This window comes from Hyphobacterium indicum, from assembly GCF_003129605.1.
Taxonomy (GTDB): domain Bacteria; phylum Pseudomonadota; class Alphaproteobacteria; order Caulobacterales; family Maricaulaceae; genus Hyphobacterium; species Hyphobacterium indicum.
The window spans coordinates 96,236-111,418 of record NZ_QBDX01000002.1; the positions used below are offsets into that span (position 1 = coordinate 96,236).

A 15,183-nucleotide genomic window follows, 5' to 3' on the forward strand; every position below is an offset into this window, starting at 1 on the left:
GGGAGGGGGACCACGAAGTGGTGGAGGGGGCAGCCCCCCTCGTCGCTTCGCGACACTCCCCCCGTGAACGGGGGGAGAAAGGAAGCAGTAAATGAGACTGGGTGGACGGATCGCTGCGGCGATAGACATTCTCGACCTGATCGAGCGCCAGAACCGCCCGGTCAAGCTGGCCGTGCGCGAATGGGGTTCGGCCCACCGCTTTGCCGGATCGGGCGACCGCGCCTTCATTTCCGGCCTGGTGATGGATGCGTTGCGGCGCAAGCAATCATTGGCCTGGGCGATGGGCGATGACAGTGCCCGCGCCCTGGCGCTGGGCGTGGTCGGTCGCATCTGGGGCATGGAGGCCGGGGCGCTGCAGGACCAGCTGGCGGCCGATCCGCATTCACCTGACGCCCTGACCGACGCCGAGATCGCGGCGTTTTCGCGTGATATCTCTGATGCTCCGGCGCATGTGCGCGGCGATTATCCCGAATGGCTGGCCGCGTCGCTGGCGCGCGTTTTCGGCCAGACGGCAGCGGAGGAGGGCGCCGGCATGGCCGATCGCGCCCCGGTCGATCTGCGCGTCAACGAGCTGAAAACCGATCCGGTGAAGGCGCTGGCGGCTGTACAGGCGAAAATCCCAACCGCCCGCGCCGGCGCTCTGGCGCGCGCCTGCATCCGCATTCCGCAGGACGAGGCGACCGGCAAATCCCCGCCCGCCGACGCCATCCCCGCCTATGGCAAGGGCTGGGTCGAGGTGCAGGATGAGGGCAGTCAGCTCGCCGGCCTCGCCGCGGGGGTGAAGCCGGGCGACCAGGTGCTCGATTTCTGCGCCGGCGCGGGCGGCAAGACGCTGGAGCTTTCCGCCATGACCGGCAATACCGGGCAGATCCACGCCTGGGACCATGACTGGCGGCGGATGAAGGCCATCTGGCCACGCTTGCAACGGGCGGGAGTCAGAAACGTTCAGGTCCATGACGGGCCGGAAGACGAGCTGTCCGGGCTGGAAGGCAAAATGGATGTCGTCTTCGTCGATGCGCCGTGTACCGGCACCGGCACCTGGCGCCGGCGGCCGGATGCCAAATGGCGGGTCTCCGAATGCGCCTTGAATCAACGCCTTGAGGAACAGGACGAAGCACTTGATAACGCAGCCAAATACGTCAGGCCCGGCGGGCGGCTCATCTATGTCACTTGCTCCATTCTGCCGGAAGAGAATGGCGACCGGATCGAAGCTTTCCTCACCCGATACTCGAACTTTACCCAGCGCAATTCCCGCGACGCCCTGATCGCCTCCGGCGGGCTCGCCGAGGGGGCTGCAGACGTGCTCGCCGCGTGCGAGATGGACAGCGGCGCACTGCAACTCACCCCGCACCGCAGCGCCACAGACGGCTTCTTCATCGCGGTAATGGAGCGGGTGGATTTCCGCAAGCAAGAAATGGAAAAATAGATTGTCATTGGACCGAGCGACACTAATCAAATTGAGAGACGCAAAGATATCTCTGGTCGGATATATTGAGGCTCCGTGGGGAGTTGAAACCGTTTTTCCGAAGCTAGAAGATTTGGAAGATTATGTTGAAGATCGACATGCATGGTTTGCGAAAACGCATGGCGCCGAAAAACATGAATACGAGCTTTGGATAGATTCAGGTGGTCTACCTCGGTGTGGTGCCACTACTAAGTCAGGCAAACGATGCAAGAACCCCGTGCCAGGCGGCATTCAACAGCCATTTTTGGTTTGGTTAGAAGAAGAAGGAGGGTATTGCGCTGTTCACGATATCGAAAATCGGAATGCAACGGGGATTGAATAATGCAATCAGAAAATCATGAGGAAATAATTCTCGAAGTTGCTCGTCTTATCCGAAAACATGAAATTTCAATTGGCGAATTTTATACCGTTCTAGGTGTGGACATCGAGAATCCAACCTACAGCGATTTGGATAATACGATATCACAGCTTGCCGGCATATTCGCAGGATGGAATAATCCTACTTAGTTTGGACAGAGACCAACAATTTTTCTTCAGTTTCAACTTGCCACTAAGACAGGCCGGGATGGCGGTCCGTGTTTGAAAAAAACCACCCCGACCTTATGCGTATAGCTTCCAAGCGTTACAAAGCGGAACGTATTCTGACCGATTGCGAAAGTTAGCCGTCATCCCTGCGGGGTTCTAGGCCCGGCACTGCCGGGTGCCTCACCCTGAGGTCGCAAACAATCGCGTCTTCCTCCGATTTAATCGGAGGATCTCTTGAGGCCCTCCGGTCCCCCGCATTCGCGAGGGCAGGCAAGCCGGAGGGAGACGGAGTTTGGAACGACGTGTGGAGTTCGAGGCCCGATTTTGCCCGACCCCTCACCCTGACCGCTCATCGCTGCGCGATCTCGCACCCTTTCCCTCTCCCCTTTAAAAGGGGAGAGGGTAGAGGAAGGCGGCCACGCGAGTGGACGGCTTTCGAGGGTGAGGGGTTGGTTTCCTCCCCTGTTTACGGGGGAGGTGGCTTGAGCGGAGCGAAAGACGGAGGGGGCAGGATGACACCCGCCATTCGCCCCCCTCGGCCTGAAGCCTGTCCTCGGGCCGACCTAAGGTCGGACCCGTGGGGGCCACTCCCCCCGCAAGCAGGGGGAGAAAGAGGCGCCCCCGGAATGACGGGTAAAAAGACGAAGCGGGTGCAACTCCGGACTCGCCTTTCGCGCTGACTCGCGCTAACCGCTCGCCATGACAGACATCACCGCCCATCATGAAAAAGTCCTGATCGTCGATTTCGGCTCCCAGGTCACCCAGCTCATCGCCCGGCGCGTGCGCGAAAGCGGCGTGTTTTGCGAGGTCCACCCCTATAACCGGGCCGATGCCGCCTTCATCGATGAATTCGATCCCAAGGCCATCATCCTGTCGGGCTCGCCGCACTCCACCCACTGGGAAAATTCCCCGCGCGCCGATGACAGCGTCTTCACCCGCGGCGTGCCGGTATTGGGCATTTGCTATGGCGAGCAGACCATGATGGCCCAGCTCGGCGGGGCGGTGGAAGGCAGCGAGGACAAGGAATTTGGCCGCGCCGACATCCAGATCGTCGCCGACAGCCCGCTCTTCGACGGCTTTGGCGGGATTGGCCATGAAGAGCGCGTCTGGATGAGCCATGGTGACCGCGTCGCCAGCCTTGCGCCCGGCTTTCATGTCATCGCCACCTCGCCCCACGCCCCCTTTGCCGCCATTGCCGACGAGAGCCGCCGCTTCTATGGCGTGCAATTCCACCCGGAAGTCGTGCACACACCGCGCGGCGCTCTGCTCCTGCGCAATTTCACCCACAATATTGCCGGCCTCAAGGGCGACTGGACGATGGCCGCTTTCCGCGAGGAAGCGATGGCCAAGATCCGCGAGCAGGTCGGCTCCGGCCGGGTGATCTGCGGCCTGTCCGGCGGCGTTGACAGCGCCGTGGCGGCCAAGCTGATCCATGATGCCATCGGCGACCAGCTGGTCTGCGTCTTTGTCGATACCGGGCTGATGCGCCTCAATGAAGCCGAGGAAGTCGTCCGCCTGTTCCGGGACTCCTTCAACATTCCGCTCGTCCATGCCGATGAAGGCGATCTCTTCCTGGGAGAGCTCGACGGCGTCTCCGACCCGGAAGCCAAGCGCAAGACGATTGGCCGGCTCTTCATCGACGTGTTTGAAAAGCACGCCAAGGCCGCTGGCGGGGCGGATTTCCTCGCCCAGGGCACGCTCTATCCGGACGTGATCGAGAGTGTCTCCTTCGATGGCGGCCCGTCCGTGACGATCAAGTCCCACCACAATGTCGGCGGCCTGCCCGAGCGCATGAATATGAAGCTGGTCGAGCCCCTGCGCGAACTCTTCAAGGACGAGGTGAGGGCGCTTGGCCGCGAGCTGGGCCTGCCCGATGGCTTTGTCCAACGCCACCCCTTCCCGGGTCCGGGCCTCGGCATCCGCATTCCCGGCGCGGTGACGAAGGAAAAGGCCGACATTCTGCGAAAAGCCGACGCCATCTATATCGACGAGATCCGCAAGGCCGGCCTGTACAATACAATCTGGCAGGCCTTTGCCGTCCTCCTGCCGGTGCAGACCGTCGGCGTGATGGGCGATGCCCGCACCTATGACAATGTGCTGGCCCTGCGCGCCGTCACCTCCGTGGACGGCATGACGGCGGACTATTTCCCCTTCGACCACGACTTCCTCGGCCGCACCGCCACCCGCATCATAAACGAGGTGCGCGGCGTCAACCGCGTCGTCTATGATGTGACGTCCAAGCCGCCGGGCACGATTGAGTGGGAGTAGGGGGATGAGCTCTGATCGCCTTGACGCGCTGGAAATGCTCGTCGCTGAACAACAGCGCACGATTGACGATCTCTCTGACGGCCTGTTGCGTCAGCAAAAGGAGCTCGACCGGCTGACGGCGCGCCTGCGCGCCTCTGACGACCGCATCGCCGAGCTCGAATCCGGCCGGCCCGCGCCGGGGAATGACAAGCCGCCGCATTATTGAGCATCAAAATCGTCATCCCGGACGAGCGCGATAGCGTGCGATCCGGGACCCATTCCGTGACGTTGAATATCCGGAATGGGTTCCGGGTTCCCGCCTTCGGCGCGCCCCGGAATGACGTTTGTATTTCAGCTACCACACTCGGAATTCCCTGCTAATCTCAGCACGAACAGGGGAGAAAGCACCATGTCTTATGTCGACGGATTTGTCGTGGCAGTGCCATCAGCAAAGAAAACGGAATACCTCGAAATGGCAAAGCTGGGAGCCACCGTGTTCAAGGACCATGGCGCGCTCAGCGTCGTTGAGGCCTGGGGCGATGATGTGCCGGACGGAAAAGTCACCTCCTTTCCCATGGCGGTGAAGGCGACAGCCGACGAGACGGTGGTGTTTTCCTGGATCGTCTGGCCGGACAGGGCGGCGCGTGATGCCGGCATGGCCGCGGCGATGAAGGATGAGCGCTTTGCCGCCATGGGCCCGGACGCCATGCCCTTTGACGGTAAACGCATGATCTTTGGCGGGTTTGAAATGATCGTCGAGGCGTAGACGCCGGCGCGATCACAAGGCGCACAACAACCAAACCTGGGTTTGAATCTTGGCGCGCGGGTGAGGCGCGTGCCCGGTTTTTACCCGGCCGCAACCGGAGCGTCCGCCGTTTACCGAATTCTCTCAATCAATTGTGACCCCCGCCCGGCTTGCCGGCCGGCAGGCATGCGGCCAGCTTGGCGGCGCGTTTTCGTCCATACAAGCCGAATAGGAGCCGGTCACATGACGGCATTCAGAATAGTCTTTCTTGCAATGGCGCTGGCCGTGCTCGCCGGCGCTCCGGCGGCGCAGGCCCAGTCCGCCCGGACCGTGTTGGACGTCTATGACGAAGGCCCGGTCTGGCACATGATCTATGTGCGCACCGGCCCGGGCCAACGCGAAGCCTATCTCGACAGCCTGTCCGGCACCTGGACCGCCCAGGTCGAACTGGCAGAGGAAATGGGATTTGTGCTCGACCATCATGTCCTGACCAAATGGCCAACAAGCCCGGATGACTGGGACGTGCTGATCATCGAGATCTTTCCGGACATGGCGGCCTATGACACTTTCTGGGAAGACTGGGCGCGTGTCGATGCCGCCATTCTGGAGAGCCGCGAAGACGAGGCCGAGGTGTCAGCCCGCGTCACGGCCGAGCGCACGCTTCTGGGCATTCATGTTGCACGCGAGGTGTTCCTCAATCCGCCGGACTAACGCCTACGCGACCTAGTCCGCCAGCGCGCTGCGAACGCTGGGCATGATACGGCGGCTGACCGGGATTTCCGCGCCTGACGAGAGCGTGAGCCTGCCGACGCCGGACGCATGGCGCTCCAGTTGATCGATGAAGGCAGTATTGACGATGTGCGAGCGGTGAACGCGTAAAAACGTATCTGGCAGCTTGGCTTCGATCTCATTGAGACTGCTGGTGAAAAGTGCCGATTTGCCGCCCTTGAAGTGCAGCTCGATATAATCGCCCGCTGCCTGAATATGCGCAATGCGCCCAGTGTCGATCCGTTCCATTTTGCCGGCACTGGTTAATTGTAGCTGCGCGGGATCGGACTTCTGGTGCGCCTGTTGCAGCGCCATTTGGAGACGTTCTGCGCGTGCGGTTTCCGATCTCGCGCTGCGTCGCGCGCGGATCAGGGCTAGCGCCTGCTGGAAAAACAGAACCAGCATCAAGGCCGAGAAGAAATAGTAGACATAGACATCGAGAATCCATCTGGGATGGATGAGATAGGCTATGCCGACGGCCGCAATCAGCCCGAGATAAATAAGGGCGTTGCGGTCTGTTTTCAGCCCCCGGTAGACAAGGCCGGGAATGGCAATGCCGATGGGGATGAAAAGAGCAAAAATGGCTTTTGGATCATAGCTGGGCGCCAACCAGATAGCGGCAACGACCACAAGCGAGACAAGCGCGGACAGGCCCCACCGAAACGTCCAGCGCCAAGTTGAAAATCGTTTCAGAACATGTGCCAGGAACAACAGGCCGGTCATTGCGGCAAAGCCTGTAACGCCCAGCATGCGCCAGGCGTGCATGGGGTAGGCATAACTGATCAGACCACGGCTGGTTTCCGTGACGAGTTGCGCTGTGACGAAAAGCGCGAGCAAGGCGAGGATAACGCCGTTTTCCCTGTCGTCACCGCGTACGGCAGACACACCGAATATGATGATGCCGAGCAGAAAGACGCCAAAATTGATCAGCGATGGCCAGTAGGCGCGGATGATTCGCTCGGTTGGTCCCGCAAACTCGCCTAGCGCCACAATGTGGATCGGGTATTCAAAAGAGATCAGACTGTGATGCGCGGACATCAGCAGGACGAGCTCGTTGTTGCCAGGATGCAGGGTGGAGGGCGGAACGAAGACGACGGAATCCATCGCACCCGGGATTTCGCTGGCGCGGTTTTGTCCGGCCTGTCCATTCTGTCCCAGATACGTGCCGTTCATATAGAGCGAGGTCGACATGGCCCCGGAAACAAAGAGGCCCAGCGGACGATCAGTAGCAAGCTCCGATTCTGAAAGCATGAGCGATGCGGCTATCCAGATCATTCGCCCTTGAGGGTTGACCCCGTGAAGCGGCATCGTTTCGCATTCCGGCGCATCGAAATCGGGCAGGTCGGCGATGGGTTCGGTCGCCGGACACACGCGAACGGCATCCATTTCCACCCAGTTCAACGACTGGGCATAAGCCACTGGGCTGATCGCCGGATTTGCGAGGAATACAAAGAGAATGGCGGTCAGCGAATATTTCATGCCGTCAGTCTAGCGCCGTTCAACGGCACCGTCCTGCCGTTTACCGAAAAGTCACTGCCGTTTGACTGGTTCGCGCCCCATCCGATCGCATTCGCGTCAATCCTGCGCCGACGCATAAATGGTTGATTGGAAAACAGATGAAAAACCTCCTCATGGCCGGCATGGCCTTACTTGTTTCCGCTCCGCTGGCTTTGGCGCAGGCTGCGCCGCGCCCCGGCGAGGTCGAAATCGAATTCACACCGGGCAATGGCGATCCCGTCACCGCCTATCAGGGGTCGTTTCAGGTGCCGGAATATCGCGCTGATCCCGACAGCCGGATGATCGAACTGGGATATGTCCGCTTTCCGGCCACGACGGATGATCCGGGGTCGCCAATTATCTATCTGGCGGGCGGGCCGGGCGGAACGGGAACCGGCACGGCCCGCGGACGTCGCTTTTCGCTGTTCATGGATATGCGCCAGCATGGTGATGTGTACACCTTTGATCAGCGCGGGACCGGCCTGTCGGAAAATGACATACCGGTCTGCGTTTCCTCTGTCACAGACACGGTGGCGCAGGAGGTTTCCGATGCGGAATGGGCCGTGTCTCGCCAACAGGCGGCGGTTGAGTGCGCGGCTTTCTGGGCAGATCAGGGCATTGATCTGCGCGGTTATACGACGATGGAGAGCGTCCACGATCTGAGTGATTTGCGACGGCACCTCGGTGCGGACCGGATTTCCCTGTGGGGGATTTCCTATGGCAGTCATCTCGCACTGGCGGCGCTGAACACAATCGACGCCGAACTGGACCGGGTGATCATCGCCAGCGCCGAGGGGCTGGATCAGACCGTCAAACTGCCTTCGCGTACCGCCTCTTATTTCCAGCGCTTGCAGGATGCGATCAATGCCCAGCCCGCCGCTGCGGCTGCCTATCCGGATGTGGTCGGTCTGATGCGCCGCGTCCATGACCGGCTGGATGAAGCGCCTGTTCTACTCGACATCCCGCAGGACGATGGCACGACCAGAGCCTTCATGCTGCAACGCCGCGATGTGCAGGCTCTGGCCGGTGGTGCGCTCGCAGACCCGACCAATGTCGGCCTTGTTCTGGCGCTCTATTCGGAACTCGACCGCGGCGAATACGTCATCATGACCGCGCTGATTCAGCGCTTCATGGACATTCGCGAAACCATTGATTTCAGGGCCATGCCGCTGGCGATGGACCGGGCATCCGGCATCACGGAGGAACGTCTGGCCTTGTTCAACGCTCAGCTGCCGCAATCCCCCATCGGGGCATTCCTCAACGCGCCGATGCCACAGCTTTTGCCTGTCCTGACCGAGCTGGATCTGGGCGATGATTTTCGCACGCAATTGTCAGGCGAGACGCCTGTTCTGCTGCTGACCGGAACGCTGGATAGCCGCACCTATATCGAAGGGCAGGCCGAGGCGGTACAAGGGCTGTCAGATGTGACTCAGATCACCATCCATAATGCTGGGCATAATCTCTTCATGCTGTCCCCGGATATCCAGAATGCCATGCATGCCTTCATGCAGGATGAAGCGGTGGCTGATTCAGATATCTGGCTTGATGCGCCGGACTTTCTCGCCAATCCGTTCGGTCGCTAGCTGGCTGGGCCGATGCCTCGTTGAAGGCAGGTTCAGAATATTGCACTTCAACCTGATTCAGAACTTGAACTTGACTCGATACATGAAGGGCGCGGCCGCACGTTGCGCCCTTTTTATGTCCGATCCCGCGCGTGAAGGGAAAAACCGATTCGCCTTCAGACCGCTGGAGCCGGATCATGACTCGATACCTCACCTGATCGGGGCGGCTTCCCACGAGGTCCTCCGGTCTCCCGTTTTCACGAGGGCAGGCAAGCCGGAGGAAGACGGGGGTTGGGACGCTCAGACATCAATCAAGCGCGACTTGCTCCGGCCGCGCCGGCGCGGAACCGGAGCATGTCTGAAAAATGCACACAGCCTGCCTCCAAACCGGTCGGTGGTGGCCACTTCCTTCATGAACGGCGATAAAGCCGGGTCGATTGGAGGACAACATGGAAACGTTCGGTGATCTTTTTGAAAGTTACTGGTGGCTGCTTTTCCCGCTCGCCTTCTTTGTGATCGGCGGCTGGAACAGCTTTCTGAGCTATCAGCGCACCAAGGCAAAGGTCGAGGTGCTCAAGGCCTATGCCCAGTCCGGCAAGGAACCGCCCGCAGATCTGATCCGGGCCCTGGAATCGGAAAATGACAGGTCCGGCGATGACTGGTCGGATGGCGGCAAGGAGGAGAGCGGCGGCAGCGGCGTCTTCCTGGTCGTCCTGTTTGCCGGTCTCAGCGCCGTTTTCGCCTTTGTCGGCTATTCCGGCTGGCTGGGGGATACGACGTCGATGTATTTCGTCGCGATGATCCTCGGCGTGCTGGCGCTGGCCTTTCTGGCGTCATCCCTGTTCGGCAAGCGCCGCGGCTGATCATGGCCGCGGCCAGCGATGCGGAACTGGTGGGCGCGGCTTTGCGGGGCGCGGATGCAGCCTTCGAACAGCTCGCCCGGCGTCACAGCCCGGCCCTGCGCAGCTTTCTGCGCGGGGTCTGCCGCGATCCGGCACTGGCCGATGACATCGCCCAGGACGCGCTGATCCGTGCCTGGCAGCGGCTGGGGCAATTACGCGATCCGGCGGCCTTCAGAAGCTGGCTGTTCGGCACCGGATGGCGGCTGGCCTCGCAAGCGCGCCGGGCCTCCGGCCGCCGGGAAAGACGCGAAAACAGCTGGATGGAAACCGCCGCGCAAAGCCGGCCCGAAGGGTTGAGCATGGAAGACAATATGGCGCTGGAAACCGCCATGCAGGAGCTGACACCGGACCAGCGCGCCTGCGTCTCGCTCTGCCTCGCCGGCGGCTGGTCGCATGGCGATGCCGCACAGGCGCTGGACATGCCGGTGGGAACAGTCAAGTCTCATATCAAGCGCGGGCGGGCCAGACTGCTCGCTGCGCTGGGAGGTGACACATGAGCGCAGAAAACAAGCTGAACGCCTTCTTGCGGGCCGATGCCGCGCCGCAGCGCGATCCGGTATTCATGGCCGCGCTGGAAGAACGCATGGCGCGTATCCGCCTGCACGCCCGTTTGCGCCGCCACGCCTTTCTTGCCATTGCGGCCAGCGCCGTTTTTTTCGGACTGATCAAGGCCTCTGGCCACACCCTGATCGGCGCAGCGGCGCAATTTGCGGCCGAAATGGCCGCCACGCCGGGCCTGTCTATCGCAGGTCTGATCGTTGCAGGCGCGGTGCTGCTGCCGCGTGTATTGCCGCGAAGCGCGCGCGCCTGACGGGGGCCGGACCGGATAGACGCTGCGGCCGTATTGGCATATATTGCCAACGCCCTTGCAGGAGGCCGTTATGGCGACACGCAATGTCGTATTGACCGAAACCCAGTCCCGGCTGGTCGATCAGCTGGTGGCATCCGGCCGGTATCAGAATGCCAGCGAAGCGCTGCGCGCGGGATTGCGGCTGCTGGAACGTGAAGAGGCCGAAATCGGTGCCCTCCAGGCCCGGCTTCAGTCCGGACTGGAACAGGTCCGCAGCGGTGATTTCGCGGCGGGCAGCGGAGAGGAGGCCATTCGGCGCGCCTTTTCGAAGGCCGGAAAGCCGGCCGGATGATCCGCCGCTGGCGGCTGACACGCCAGGCGGAAGACTCCCTCGCCGAAATTGCCGATTGGACCTATAACACGTTTGGAACGCGTCAGGCTGAGGCTTATGCTGCCGATCTGATCGGGGCCTGCCGTGAAGTCGCCGCGGGCCATGCGATCACCCGTCCCTGCAGACAACTGGCCGGCAGCGGCGTGCCGGAGGATTTGCGCTATGTGCGTTGCGGGCAACACTATGTTGTCTTTGTTGAAGCGCCGGACCAGATCAGCATAGTCGATTTCCTGCATGTCAGGGTCGATCTGCCCGGAAAGCTCGCCGCGCTTCAAGGGCCTGAGCCCGGAACATGAGCCCGGAGGCCGGCAACACATCTGCCCCGGACATGGTCTTTCAATATCGTGCGCTGACCTCGCCAAGGCTTGCAGACTCGGCCTAGCCTGTCTCCCAGCAAGGGGGAAGACGCATGATTCTACTGATTACCGGCCTGGTTCTGTTCATGGGCATTCACTCGATACGGCTGGTGCCGGGGGGGCGCAACGCCATGATTTCAGGTTTCGGGGCCGGGGGCTATAAAGTCCTGTATTCGCTGTTCTCGCTGACCGGCCTGATCCTCATCATCCTGGGCAAGATCCAGGCGCACCCGTCAGCAACCGTGTGGCTCGCGCCGGAATGGGGGCGCATGGCAGCTCTGATTGCCGTGCCCATTGCCCTGATCCTGATTGTGGCGGCCTATACGCCCAGCCATATCCGCCGCTTTGTCCAGCATCCCATGTTGCTGGCCGTGATGTTGTGGTCCGGATCGCACCTTGCGGCCAATGGCGAATTGTCCGCCGTGCTGCTGTTCGGCGCTTTCTTCCTGTGGTCGCTGGTTTCGATGATTGCCGCCTTCATCCGCGGCGACCATCCGCCAAAACCGCCCAAGGGCTGGGGCGGGGATGTCGTCGCCATCATTATCGGCGTGCTGATCGCCACCCTGCTGGCGCGGTTTCACCTTTATCTGTTCGGTGTCGGCATTATCGGCTAGCGCTCTGCATCCAGTTTGGCACCGCACTGCATCATAAGTCCGGAAGGCGCTGTGGAGCGCCATCGAGACACGAAAGGAAAATACCATGGGACCCGATGTGCTTGCCCCTATTACCGTTTTTGGATCCGTCGTTCTGATCGTCTGGATCGTTTATCATCATGGCGCAAAAAACCGCCGCGAAGTCCTTGAGACCGTCCGTCAGGCGGCCCAGAGTGGCACCCAGCTGACACCGGAAGTCATCAAGGCCCTCGGAATGCCGCAGAAGAAGAAAGGTGGCGATATCCGCGCCGGAATCATTCTGCTGGCGATTGCCGCAGCCTTCATCACGCTGGGCTACACGATCGGTGCAGTCGAGAATGATTTTGAAGCACTCGGGATTATGGCCGGCGTGGCATCATTCCCGGGATTTGTCGGCATCGCGCTGATCACTATGGGCGTGTTGTTCCGCGACAAATCCAAAGACGCCGAATAAGCGGAGGACGCGAACGTGTCTCGGGGCGCATCGGACGAGGAATTGATCGCATTGGTCGTCGCCGCCAGGGACGGCGCGGCCTTTGGCGAGCTCGTCCGCCGGCATCAGGGTGTGGTGCGCGGGATGATGGCCCGCATGTGCGGCAATCACGCCCTGGCCGACGATCTTGCCCAGGAAGCCTTCATCAAGGCTTTCAACAAGATCAACAGCTATACGGGCAGTGGCTCCTTTCGGGGATGGCTCTGCCGGATTGCATATAACGAGTTTCTGATGTCCGCGCGCAAGCGCAAGGCAACGGACAAGGCCATGGAACGCTTCCAGCACGATATTGACGATGTCGAGGCGCCGCGTGACATGGGATCGGTGGTCGATCTCGACCGCGGATTGAAAACATTGAAGGAAGACGAGCGCGTGTGTGTTGTGTTGTGTTATGCCAGCGGAATGTCGCATGCCGAAGCGGCGGAAGCGACCGGCATGCCGCTGGGCACGGTAAAATCGCATGTGAACCGGGGACGGGAAAAACTGAAAGCCTGGTTCGAGGCCGAGGAGGCGTTGGTATCATGACGATGAATGACCCATTTGAAGATCGTCTGCGGTCCGCATTTGCGGCGGCAGAGCCCGGCCGTGATGACGCGATCGATGCCGATGAATTCGTGAAGCGCGTGCAGAGCCGCATCAAGCGCCCGGACCGCCGCCGCGCCCTGGTTCTGGGCGGGGCCGGCTCGACCGGATCTGCCGTGGCCGGCACGCAGCTGGAGGGTTTTTTTTCCAACCCGGATTTGCTGCCTGTGGACGGAATCGCCGGACAGGTCTTCGCCTACACCTCGCCGGAAATGCTGGCGGCGGGCATCCTCGCGCTCATGATCGCCGGTTTTGCGGTCGTCATTCCGAAACAGATTTAACCAGCCGGACGCTATCGCCGGAGCGGCTCTTCGGTTATGACGCCGCTATGTCTGCGCAAAACAAGATCAAACGTATTGGCGTTCCCGATATCCGCGCCCGCAAGGGCGGCGAACCTCTGGTTTGCCTGACCGCTTATGACGCGCCCATGGCGCGCCTGCTGGACCCGCATTGCGATATTCTGCTGGTCGGGGACAGTCTCGGCATGGTCGTGCACGGGCTCGATTCCACGATCGGCGTCACGCTCGACATGATGATCCTCCATGGCAAGGCCGTGATGCGCGCCGCAAAACAGGCGCTGGTGGTCATTGATCTGCCCTTCGGCACCTATGAGGAATCGCCGGAACAGGCCTTCGCCAGCGCCTCCCGCGTCCTCGCCGAAACCGGGGCCCAGGCCGTCAAGATCGAGAGTGGCACCTATGCCGCCGATACCATCCGCTTCCTCACCGAACGCGGTGTGCCGGTGATGGGCCATGTCGGCCTGCGTCCGCAAGCGGCGCTGAACGAGGGCGGCTTCAAGGCCAAGGGCCGCGACGACATGGAACGCACCCGCGTTTTCAATGAAGCGCGCGAAGCCGATGCCGCCGGCGCCTTTGCCATCGTCATCGAGGGGGTTGCGGAAGGCCTGGCACGTGAAATCACCGAAGCGGTGAAGGCGCCGACCATCGGTATTGGCGCATCTGCGGCCTGCGACGGCCAGATACTGGTCACGCCGGACATGCTCGGCCTGTTCGACTGGACACCGAAATTCGTGCGCCGCTATGCGCAGCTTTCCGGCGTGGTGGAGGAAGCCGTTGCCGCCTATGCCGCCGATGTCCGGTCACGCGCTTTTCCGGCAGATGCAGAAACCTATTCCTTCAAGCCGAAGAACGGTTAGGGCCAGGACCTGCTGATCTGGCCGTCCTTCGGACAAATTAGCAGGTCCTGCCCCTAAGCGCGGTTGCCGCTGGGCCGCAGCGCGGCTAGTGTCCGGCTCCGATTGACCAGAGAATACAGGGCGTTTCCCGTGGCCGACATTTTCCACGAAGTTGAAGAAGAACTCCGCAAGGACAAGTACAATGTTCTGCTGCGCACATGGGGCCCGTGGGTGCTGGGCGGAGCGATTGCGATTGTCGTGGCCGCGGCGGCCTGGCAGGGCTGGGAGTACTGGCAGACCCAGCGGTCTCACGCCATGTCGGACCGCTATTTCGCCGCTCTGGAAATGATTGAGGAAGACCGGCTGACGGACGCCGATCTGGAATTGCAGCGCATTTCCGAAGAGGCCACCAGCGGTTATGCCGCACTGGCCCTGATGCAGCGCGGCGAGCTGGCCCTTCAGGGCGGCGATGCGGCGACGGCCGGCTATTTCTTCGAGCAGGCGGCTGACACGTTTTCGACCACGTCTTTCTCCGATCTCGCCCGGGTCAAGGCAGCCATGGCGCAATTCGAGGAGCTCTCGATTGACGATCTGCAGAACCGCCTCGGCGACATGATGCAGCCGGAGCGCCCCTATCGCCTGCTGGCGATGGAAGTGATCGCCGCCAAGGCATTCGATAATGGCGATCTGGAGCGCGCCCGCACTGAATACGAAGCGATTGCCAATGATCTGGATGCCCTGGCCCTGCCGGTGGCCCAGCGCGCCCAGGCCGCCGTTGAAGTGATTGACCGGTTGCAGCAACAGGCCGCGCTTGATGCGCCGGAGGACACGGCCCTGGAGATGCCGGCCTTGCCGGAGACGCCGGATGTCGATCCGGCCACCTTCAATCTTGGTGCCGTGCTCGACCAGGTTGATGAGGAAACCGGCGCCCTGGACGTGGACAGCCCGCAAATGCCCGACGCGGCCGGAATTCTGGACTCAAATGACACCGACACTGCCGAAGACGGACAGGACTAAGCTGATGACATTTTCCACCTCGGGCCGGTATTTGCTGCTGGCCTCTCTGGCCTTTCTCGCCGGGTGTTCCTCGGTT

Annotated in this window: 19 protein-coding genes; 18 read left to right on the forward strand and 1 reads right to left on the reverse strand. The window is 61.4% G+C overall.

All coding sequences use genetic code 11. From position 1 onward, the window contains the following. Positions 1–91: 91 nt before the first annotated feature. From DBR16_RS04820 to DBR16_RS04845, 6 genes are all read left to right on the forward strand, one after another. Positions 92–1,426: an RsmB/NOP family class I SAM-dependent RNA methyltransferase gene (locus tag DBR16_RS04820; protein ID WP_109260131.1), complete on the forward strand. Its 1,335-nt coding sequence runs from the start codon at positions 92–94 to the stop codon at positions 1,424–1,426. Between the two features lie 360 nt (positions 1,427–1,786). Further along, entirely contained in the window at positions 1,787–1,972 is a 186-nt protein-coding gene (locus DBR16_RS04825; RefSeq protein WP_109260132.1) for a hypothetical protein, read from the forward strand. 717 nt (positions 1,973–2,689) lie between these two features. Next, positions 2,690–4,258, forward strand: a complete 1,569-nt coding sequence (gene guaA / locus DBR16_RS04830; protein ID WP_233347588.1) for a glutamine-hydrolyzing GMP synthase — start codon at positions 2,690–2,692, stop codon at positions 4,256–4,258. Positions 4,259–4,262: 4 nt separating this feature from the next. Next, the gene (locus tag DBR16_RS04835; RefSeq protein WP_109260133.1) at positions 4,263–4,463 is read left to right on the forward strand and encodes a SlyX family protein; all 201 of its coding nucleotides are present in this window, start codon (positions 4,263–4,265) and stop codon (positions 4,461–4,463) included. Between the two features lie 183 nt (positions 4,464–4,646). Further along, the gene (locus tag DBR16_RS04840) at positions 4,647–5,003 is read left to right on the forward strand and encodes a DUF1428 domain-containing protein (protein WP_109260134.1); all 357 of its coding nucleotides are present in this window, start codon (positions 4,647–4,649) and stop codon (positions 5,001–5,003) included. 222 nt (positions 5,004–5,225) lie between these two features. After that, complete coding sequence (locus DBR16_RS04845) at positions 5,226–5,693, forward strand: hypothetical protein (RefSeq protein WP_125184503.1); 468 nt, start codon at positions 5,226–5,228, stop codon at positions 5,691–5,693. Between the two features lie 12 nt (positions 5,694–5,705). On the opposite strand, the gene DBR16_RS04850 is transcribed toward DBR16_RS04845, so the two are convergent. Further along, a complete protein-coding gene (locus DBR16_RS04850) occupies positions 5,706–7,229 on the reverse strand; it encodes a LytTR family DNA-binding domain-containing protein (protein WP_109260136.1) in 1,524 nt (507 codons plus the stop codon). A gap of 137 nt (positions 7,230–7,366) precedes the next feature. Here DBR16_RS04850 and DBR16_RS04855 point away from each other — a divergent pair, with 137 nt between their 5' ends. The 12 genes from DBR16_RS04855 (at position 7,367) to DBR16_RS04910 (ending at position 15,107) form a co-directional block, all read left to right on the forward strand. Continuing rightward, positions 7,367–8,830, forward strand: coding sequence for an alpha/beta fold hydrolase (locus DBR16_RS04855; protein WP_109260137.1), 1,464 nt, complete (start codon positions 7,367–7,369; stop codon positions 8,828–8,830). Between the two features lie 428 nt (positions 8,831–9,258). Continuing rightward, positions 9,259–9,672 (forward strand): hypothetical protein, encoded by a 414-nt coding sequence (locus DBR16_RS04860; RefSeq protein ID WP_109260138.1) that lies wholly within the window; start codon positions 9,259–9,261, stop codon positions 9,670–9,672. Between the two features lie 2 nt (positions 9,673–9,674). Further along, complete coding sequence (locus tag DBR16_RS04865; RefSeq protein ID WP_109260139.1) at positions 9,675–10,208, forward strand: RNA polymerase sigma factor; 534 nt, start codon at positions 9,675–9,677, stop codon at positions 10,206–10,208. Further along, positions 10,205–10,522 (forward strand): hypothetical protein, encoded by a 318-nt coding sequence (locus tag DBR16_RS04870; RefSeq protein WP_109260140.1) that lies wholly within the window; start codon positions 10,205–10,207, stop codon positions 10,520–10,522. Before DBR16_RS04865 ends, DBR16_RS04870 begins: the two co-directional genes overlap by 4 nt. A gap of 70 nt (positions 10,523–10,592) precedes the next feature. Next, on the forward strand, positions 10,593–10,853 hold the full coding sequence (locus DBR16_RS04875) for a type II toxin-antitoxin system ParD family antitoxin (RefSeq protein ID WP_109260141.1): 261 nt from the start codon (positions 10,593–10,595) through the stop codon (positions 10,851–10,853). Continuing rightward, positions 10,850–11,188 carry a type II toxin-antitoxin system RelE/ParE family toxin gene (locus tag DBR16_RS04880; protein ID WP_109260142.1) on the forward strand — a complete coding sequence of 113 codons (339 nt, stop codon included), beginning with the start codon at positions 10,850–10,852 and terminating at the stop codon, positions 11,186–11,188. Before DBR16_RS04875 ends, DBR16_RS04880 begins: the two co-directional genes overlap by 4 nt. 113 nt (positions 11,189–11,301) lie before the next feature. Beyond that, on the forward strand, positions 11,302–11,862 hold the full coding sequence (locus tag DBR16_RS04885; RefSeq protein WP_109260143.1) for an NnrU family protein: 561 nt from the start codon (positions 11,302–11,304) through the stop codon (positions 11,860–11,862). An 85-nt stretch (positions 11,863–11,947) separates the two neighbouring features. Next, positions 11,948–12,334, forward strand: coding sequence for a DUF6249 domain-containing protein (locus tag DBR16_RS04890; RefSeq protein WP_109260144.1), 387 nt, complete (start codon positions 11,948–11,950; stop codon positions 12,332–12,334). 15 nt (positions 12,335–12,349) lie between these two features. Next, positions 12,350–12,898 carry an RNA polymerase sigma factor gene (locus DBR16_RS04895; RefSeq protein ID WP_109260145.1) on the forward strand — a complete coding sequence of 183 codons (549 nt, stop codon included), beginning with the start codon at positions 12,350–12,352 and terminating at the stop codon, positions 12,896–12,898. Then, a complete protein-coding gene (locus tag DBR16_RS04900; RefSeq protein ID WP_109260146.1) occupies positions 12,895–13,236 on the forward strand; it encodes a hypothetical protein in 342 nt (113 codons plus the stop codon). Before DBR16_RS04895 ends, DBR16_RS04900 begins: the two co-directional genes overlap by 4 nt. A gap of 47 nt (positions 13,237–13,283) precedes the next feature. Further along, complete coding sequence (panB, locus tag DBR16_RS04905; protein ID WP_109260147.1) at positions 13,284–14,111, forward strand: 3-methyl-2-oxobutanoate hydroxymethyltransferase; 828 nt, start codon at positions 13,284–13,286, stop codon at positions 14,109–14,111. Between the two features lie 129 nt (positions 14,112–14,240). Then, positions 14,241–15,107 (forward strand): tetratricopeptide repeat protein, encoded by an 867-nt coding sequence (locus tag DBR16_RS04910; RefSeq protein ID WP_161539413.1) that lies wholly within the window; start codon positions 14,241–14,243, stop codon positions 15,105–15,107. Positions 15,108–15,183: the final 76 nt, after the last annotated feature.

What these genes read in the sequence shown, in the direction of transcription:
- DBR16_RS04820 (WP_109260131.1), top strand. Translation starts at nt 92, where the DNA reads ATGAGACTGGGTGGACGGATCGCTGCGGCGATAGACATTCTCGACCTG.
- DBR16_RS04825 (WP_109260132.1), top strand. Translation starts at nt 1,787, where the DNA reads ATGCAATCAGAAAATCATGAGGAAATAATTCTCGAAGTTGCTCGTCTT.
- guaA (WP_233347588.1), top strand. Translation starts at nt 2,690, where the DNA reads ATGACAGACATCACCGCCCATCATGAAAAAGTCCTGATCGTCGATTTC.
- DBR16_RS04835 (WP_109260133.1), top strand. Translation starts at nt 4,263, where the DNA reads ATGAGCTCTGATCGCCTTGACGCGCTGGAAATGCTCGTCGCTGAACAA.
- DBR16_RS04840 (WP_109260134.1), top strand. Translation starts at nt 4,647, where the DNA reads ATGTCTTATGTCGACGGATTTGTCGTGGCAGTGCCATCAGCAAAGAAA.
- DBR16_RS04845 (WP_125184503.1), top strand. Translation starts at nt 5,226, where the DNA reads ATGACGGCATTCAGAATAGTCTTTCTTGCAATGGCGCTGGCCGTGCTC.
- DBR16_RS04850 (WP_109260136.1), bottom strand. Translation starts at nt 7,229, where the DNA reads ATGAAATATTCGCTGACCGCCATTCTCTTTGTATTCCTCGCAAATCCG.
- DBR16_RS04855 (WP_109260137.1), top strand. Translation starts at nt 7,367, where the DNA reads ATGAAAAACCTCCTCATGGCCGGCATGGCCTTACTTGTTTCCGCTCCG.
- DBR16_RS04860 (WP_109260138.1), top strand. Translation starts at nt 9,259, where the DNA reads ATGGAAACGTTCGGTGATCTTTTTGAAAGTTACTGGTGGCTGCTTTTC.
- DBR16_RS04865 (WP_109260139.1), top strand. Translation starts at nt 9,675, where the DNA reads ATGGCCGCGGCCAGCGATGCGGAACTGGTGGGCGCGGCTTTGCGGGGC.
- DBR16_RS04870 (WP_109260140.1), top strand. Translation starts at nt 10,205, where the DNA reads ATGAGCGCAGAAAACAAGCTGAACGCCTTCTTGCGGGCCGATGCCGCG.
- DBR16_RS04875 (WP_109260141.1), top strand. Translation starts at nt 10,593, where the DNA reads ATGGCGACACGCAATGTCGTATTGACCGAAACCCAGTCCCGGCTGGTC.
- DBR16_RS04880 (WP_109260142.1), top strand. Translation starts at nt 10,850, where the DNA reads ATGATCCGCCGCTGGCGGCTGACACGCCAGGCGGAAGACTCCCTCGCC.
- DBR16_RS04885 (WP_109260143.1), top strand. Translation starts at nt 11,302, where the DNA reads ATGATTCTACTGATTACCGGCCTGGTTCTGTTCATGGGCATTCACTCG.
- DBR16_RS04890 (WP_109260144.1), top strand. Translation starts at nt 11,948, where the DNA reads ATGGGACCCGATGTGCTTGCCCCTATTACCGTTTTTGGATCCGTCGTT.
- DBR16_RS04900 (WP_109260146.1), top strand. Translation starts at nt 12,895, where the DNA reads ATGACGATGAATGACCCATTTGAAGATCGTCTGCGGTCCGCATTTGCG.
- panB (WP_109260147.1), top strand. Translation starts at nt 13,284, where the DNA reads ATGTCTGCGCAAAACAAGATCAAACGTATTGGCGTTCCCGATATCCGC.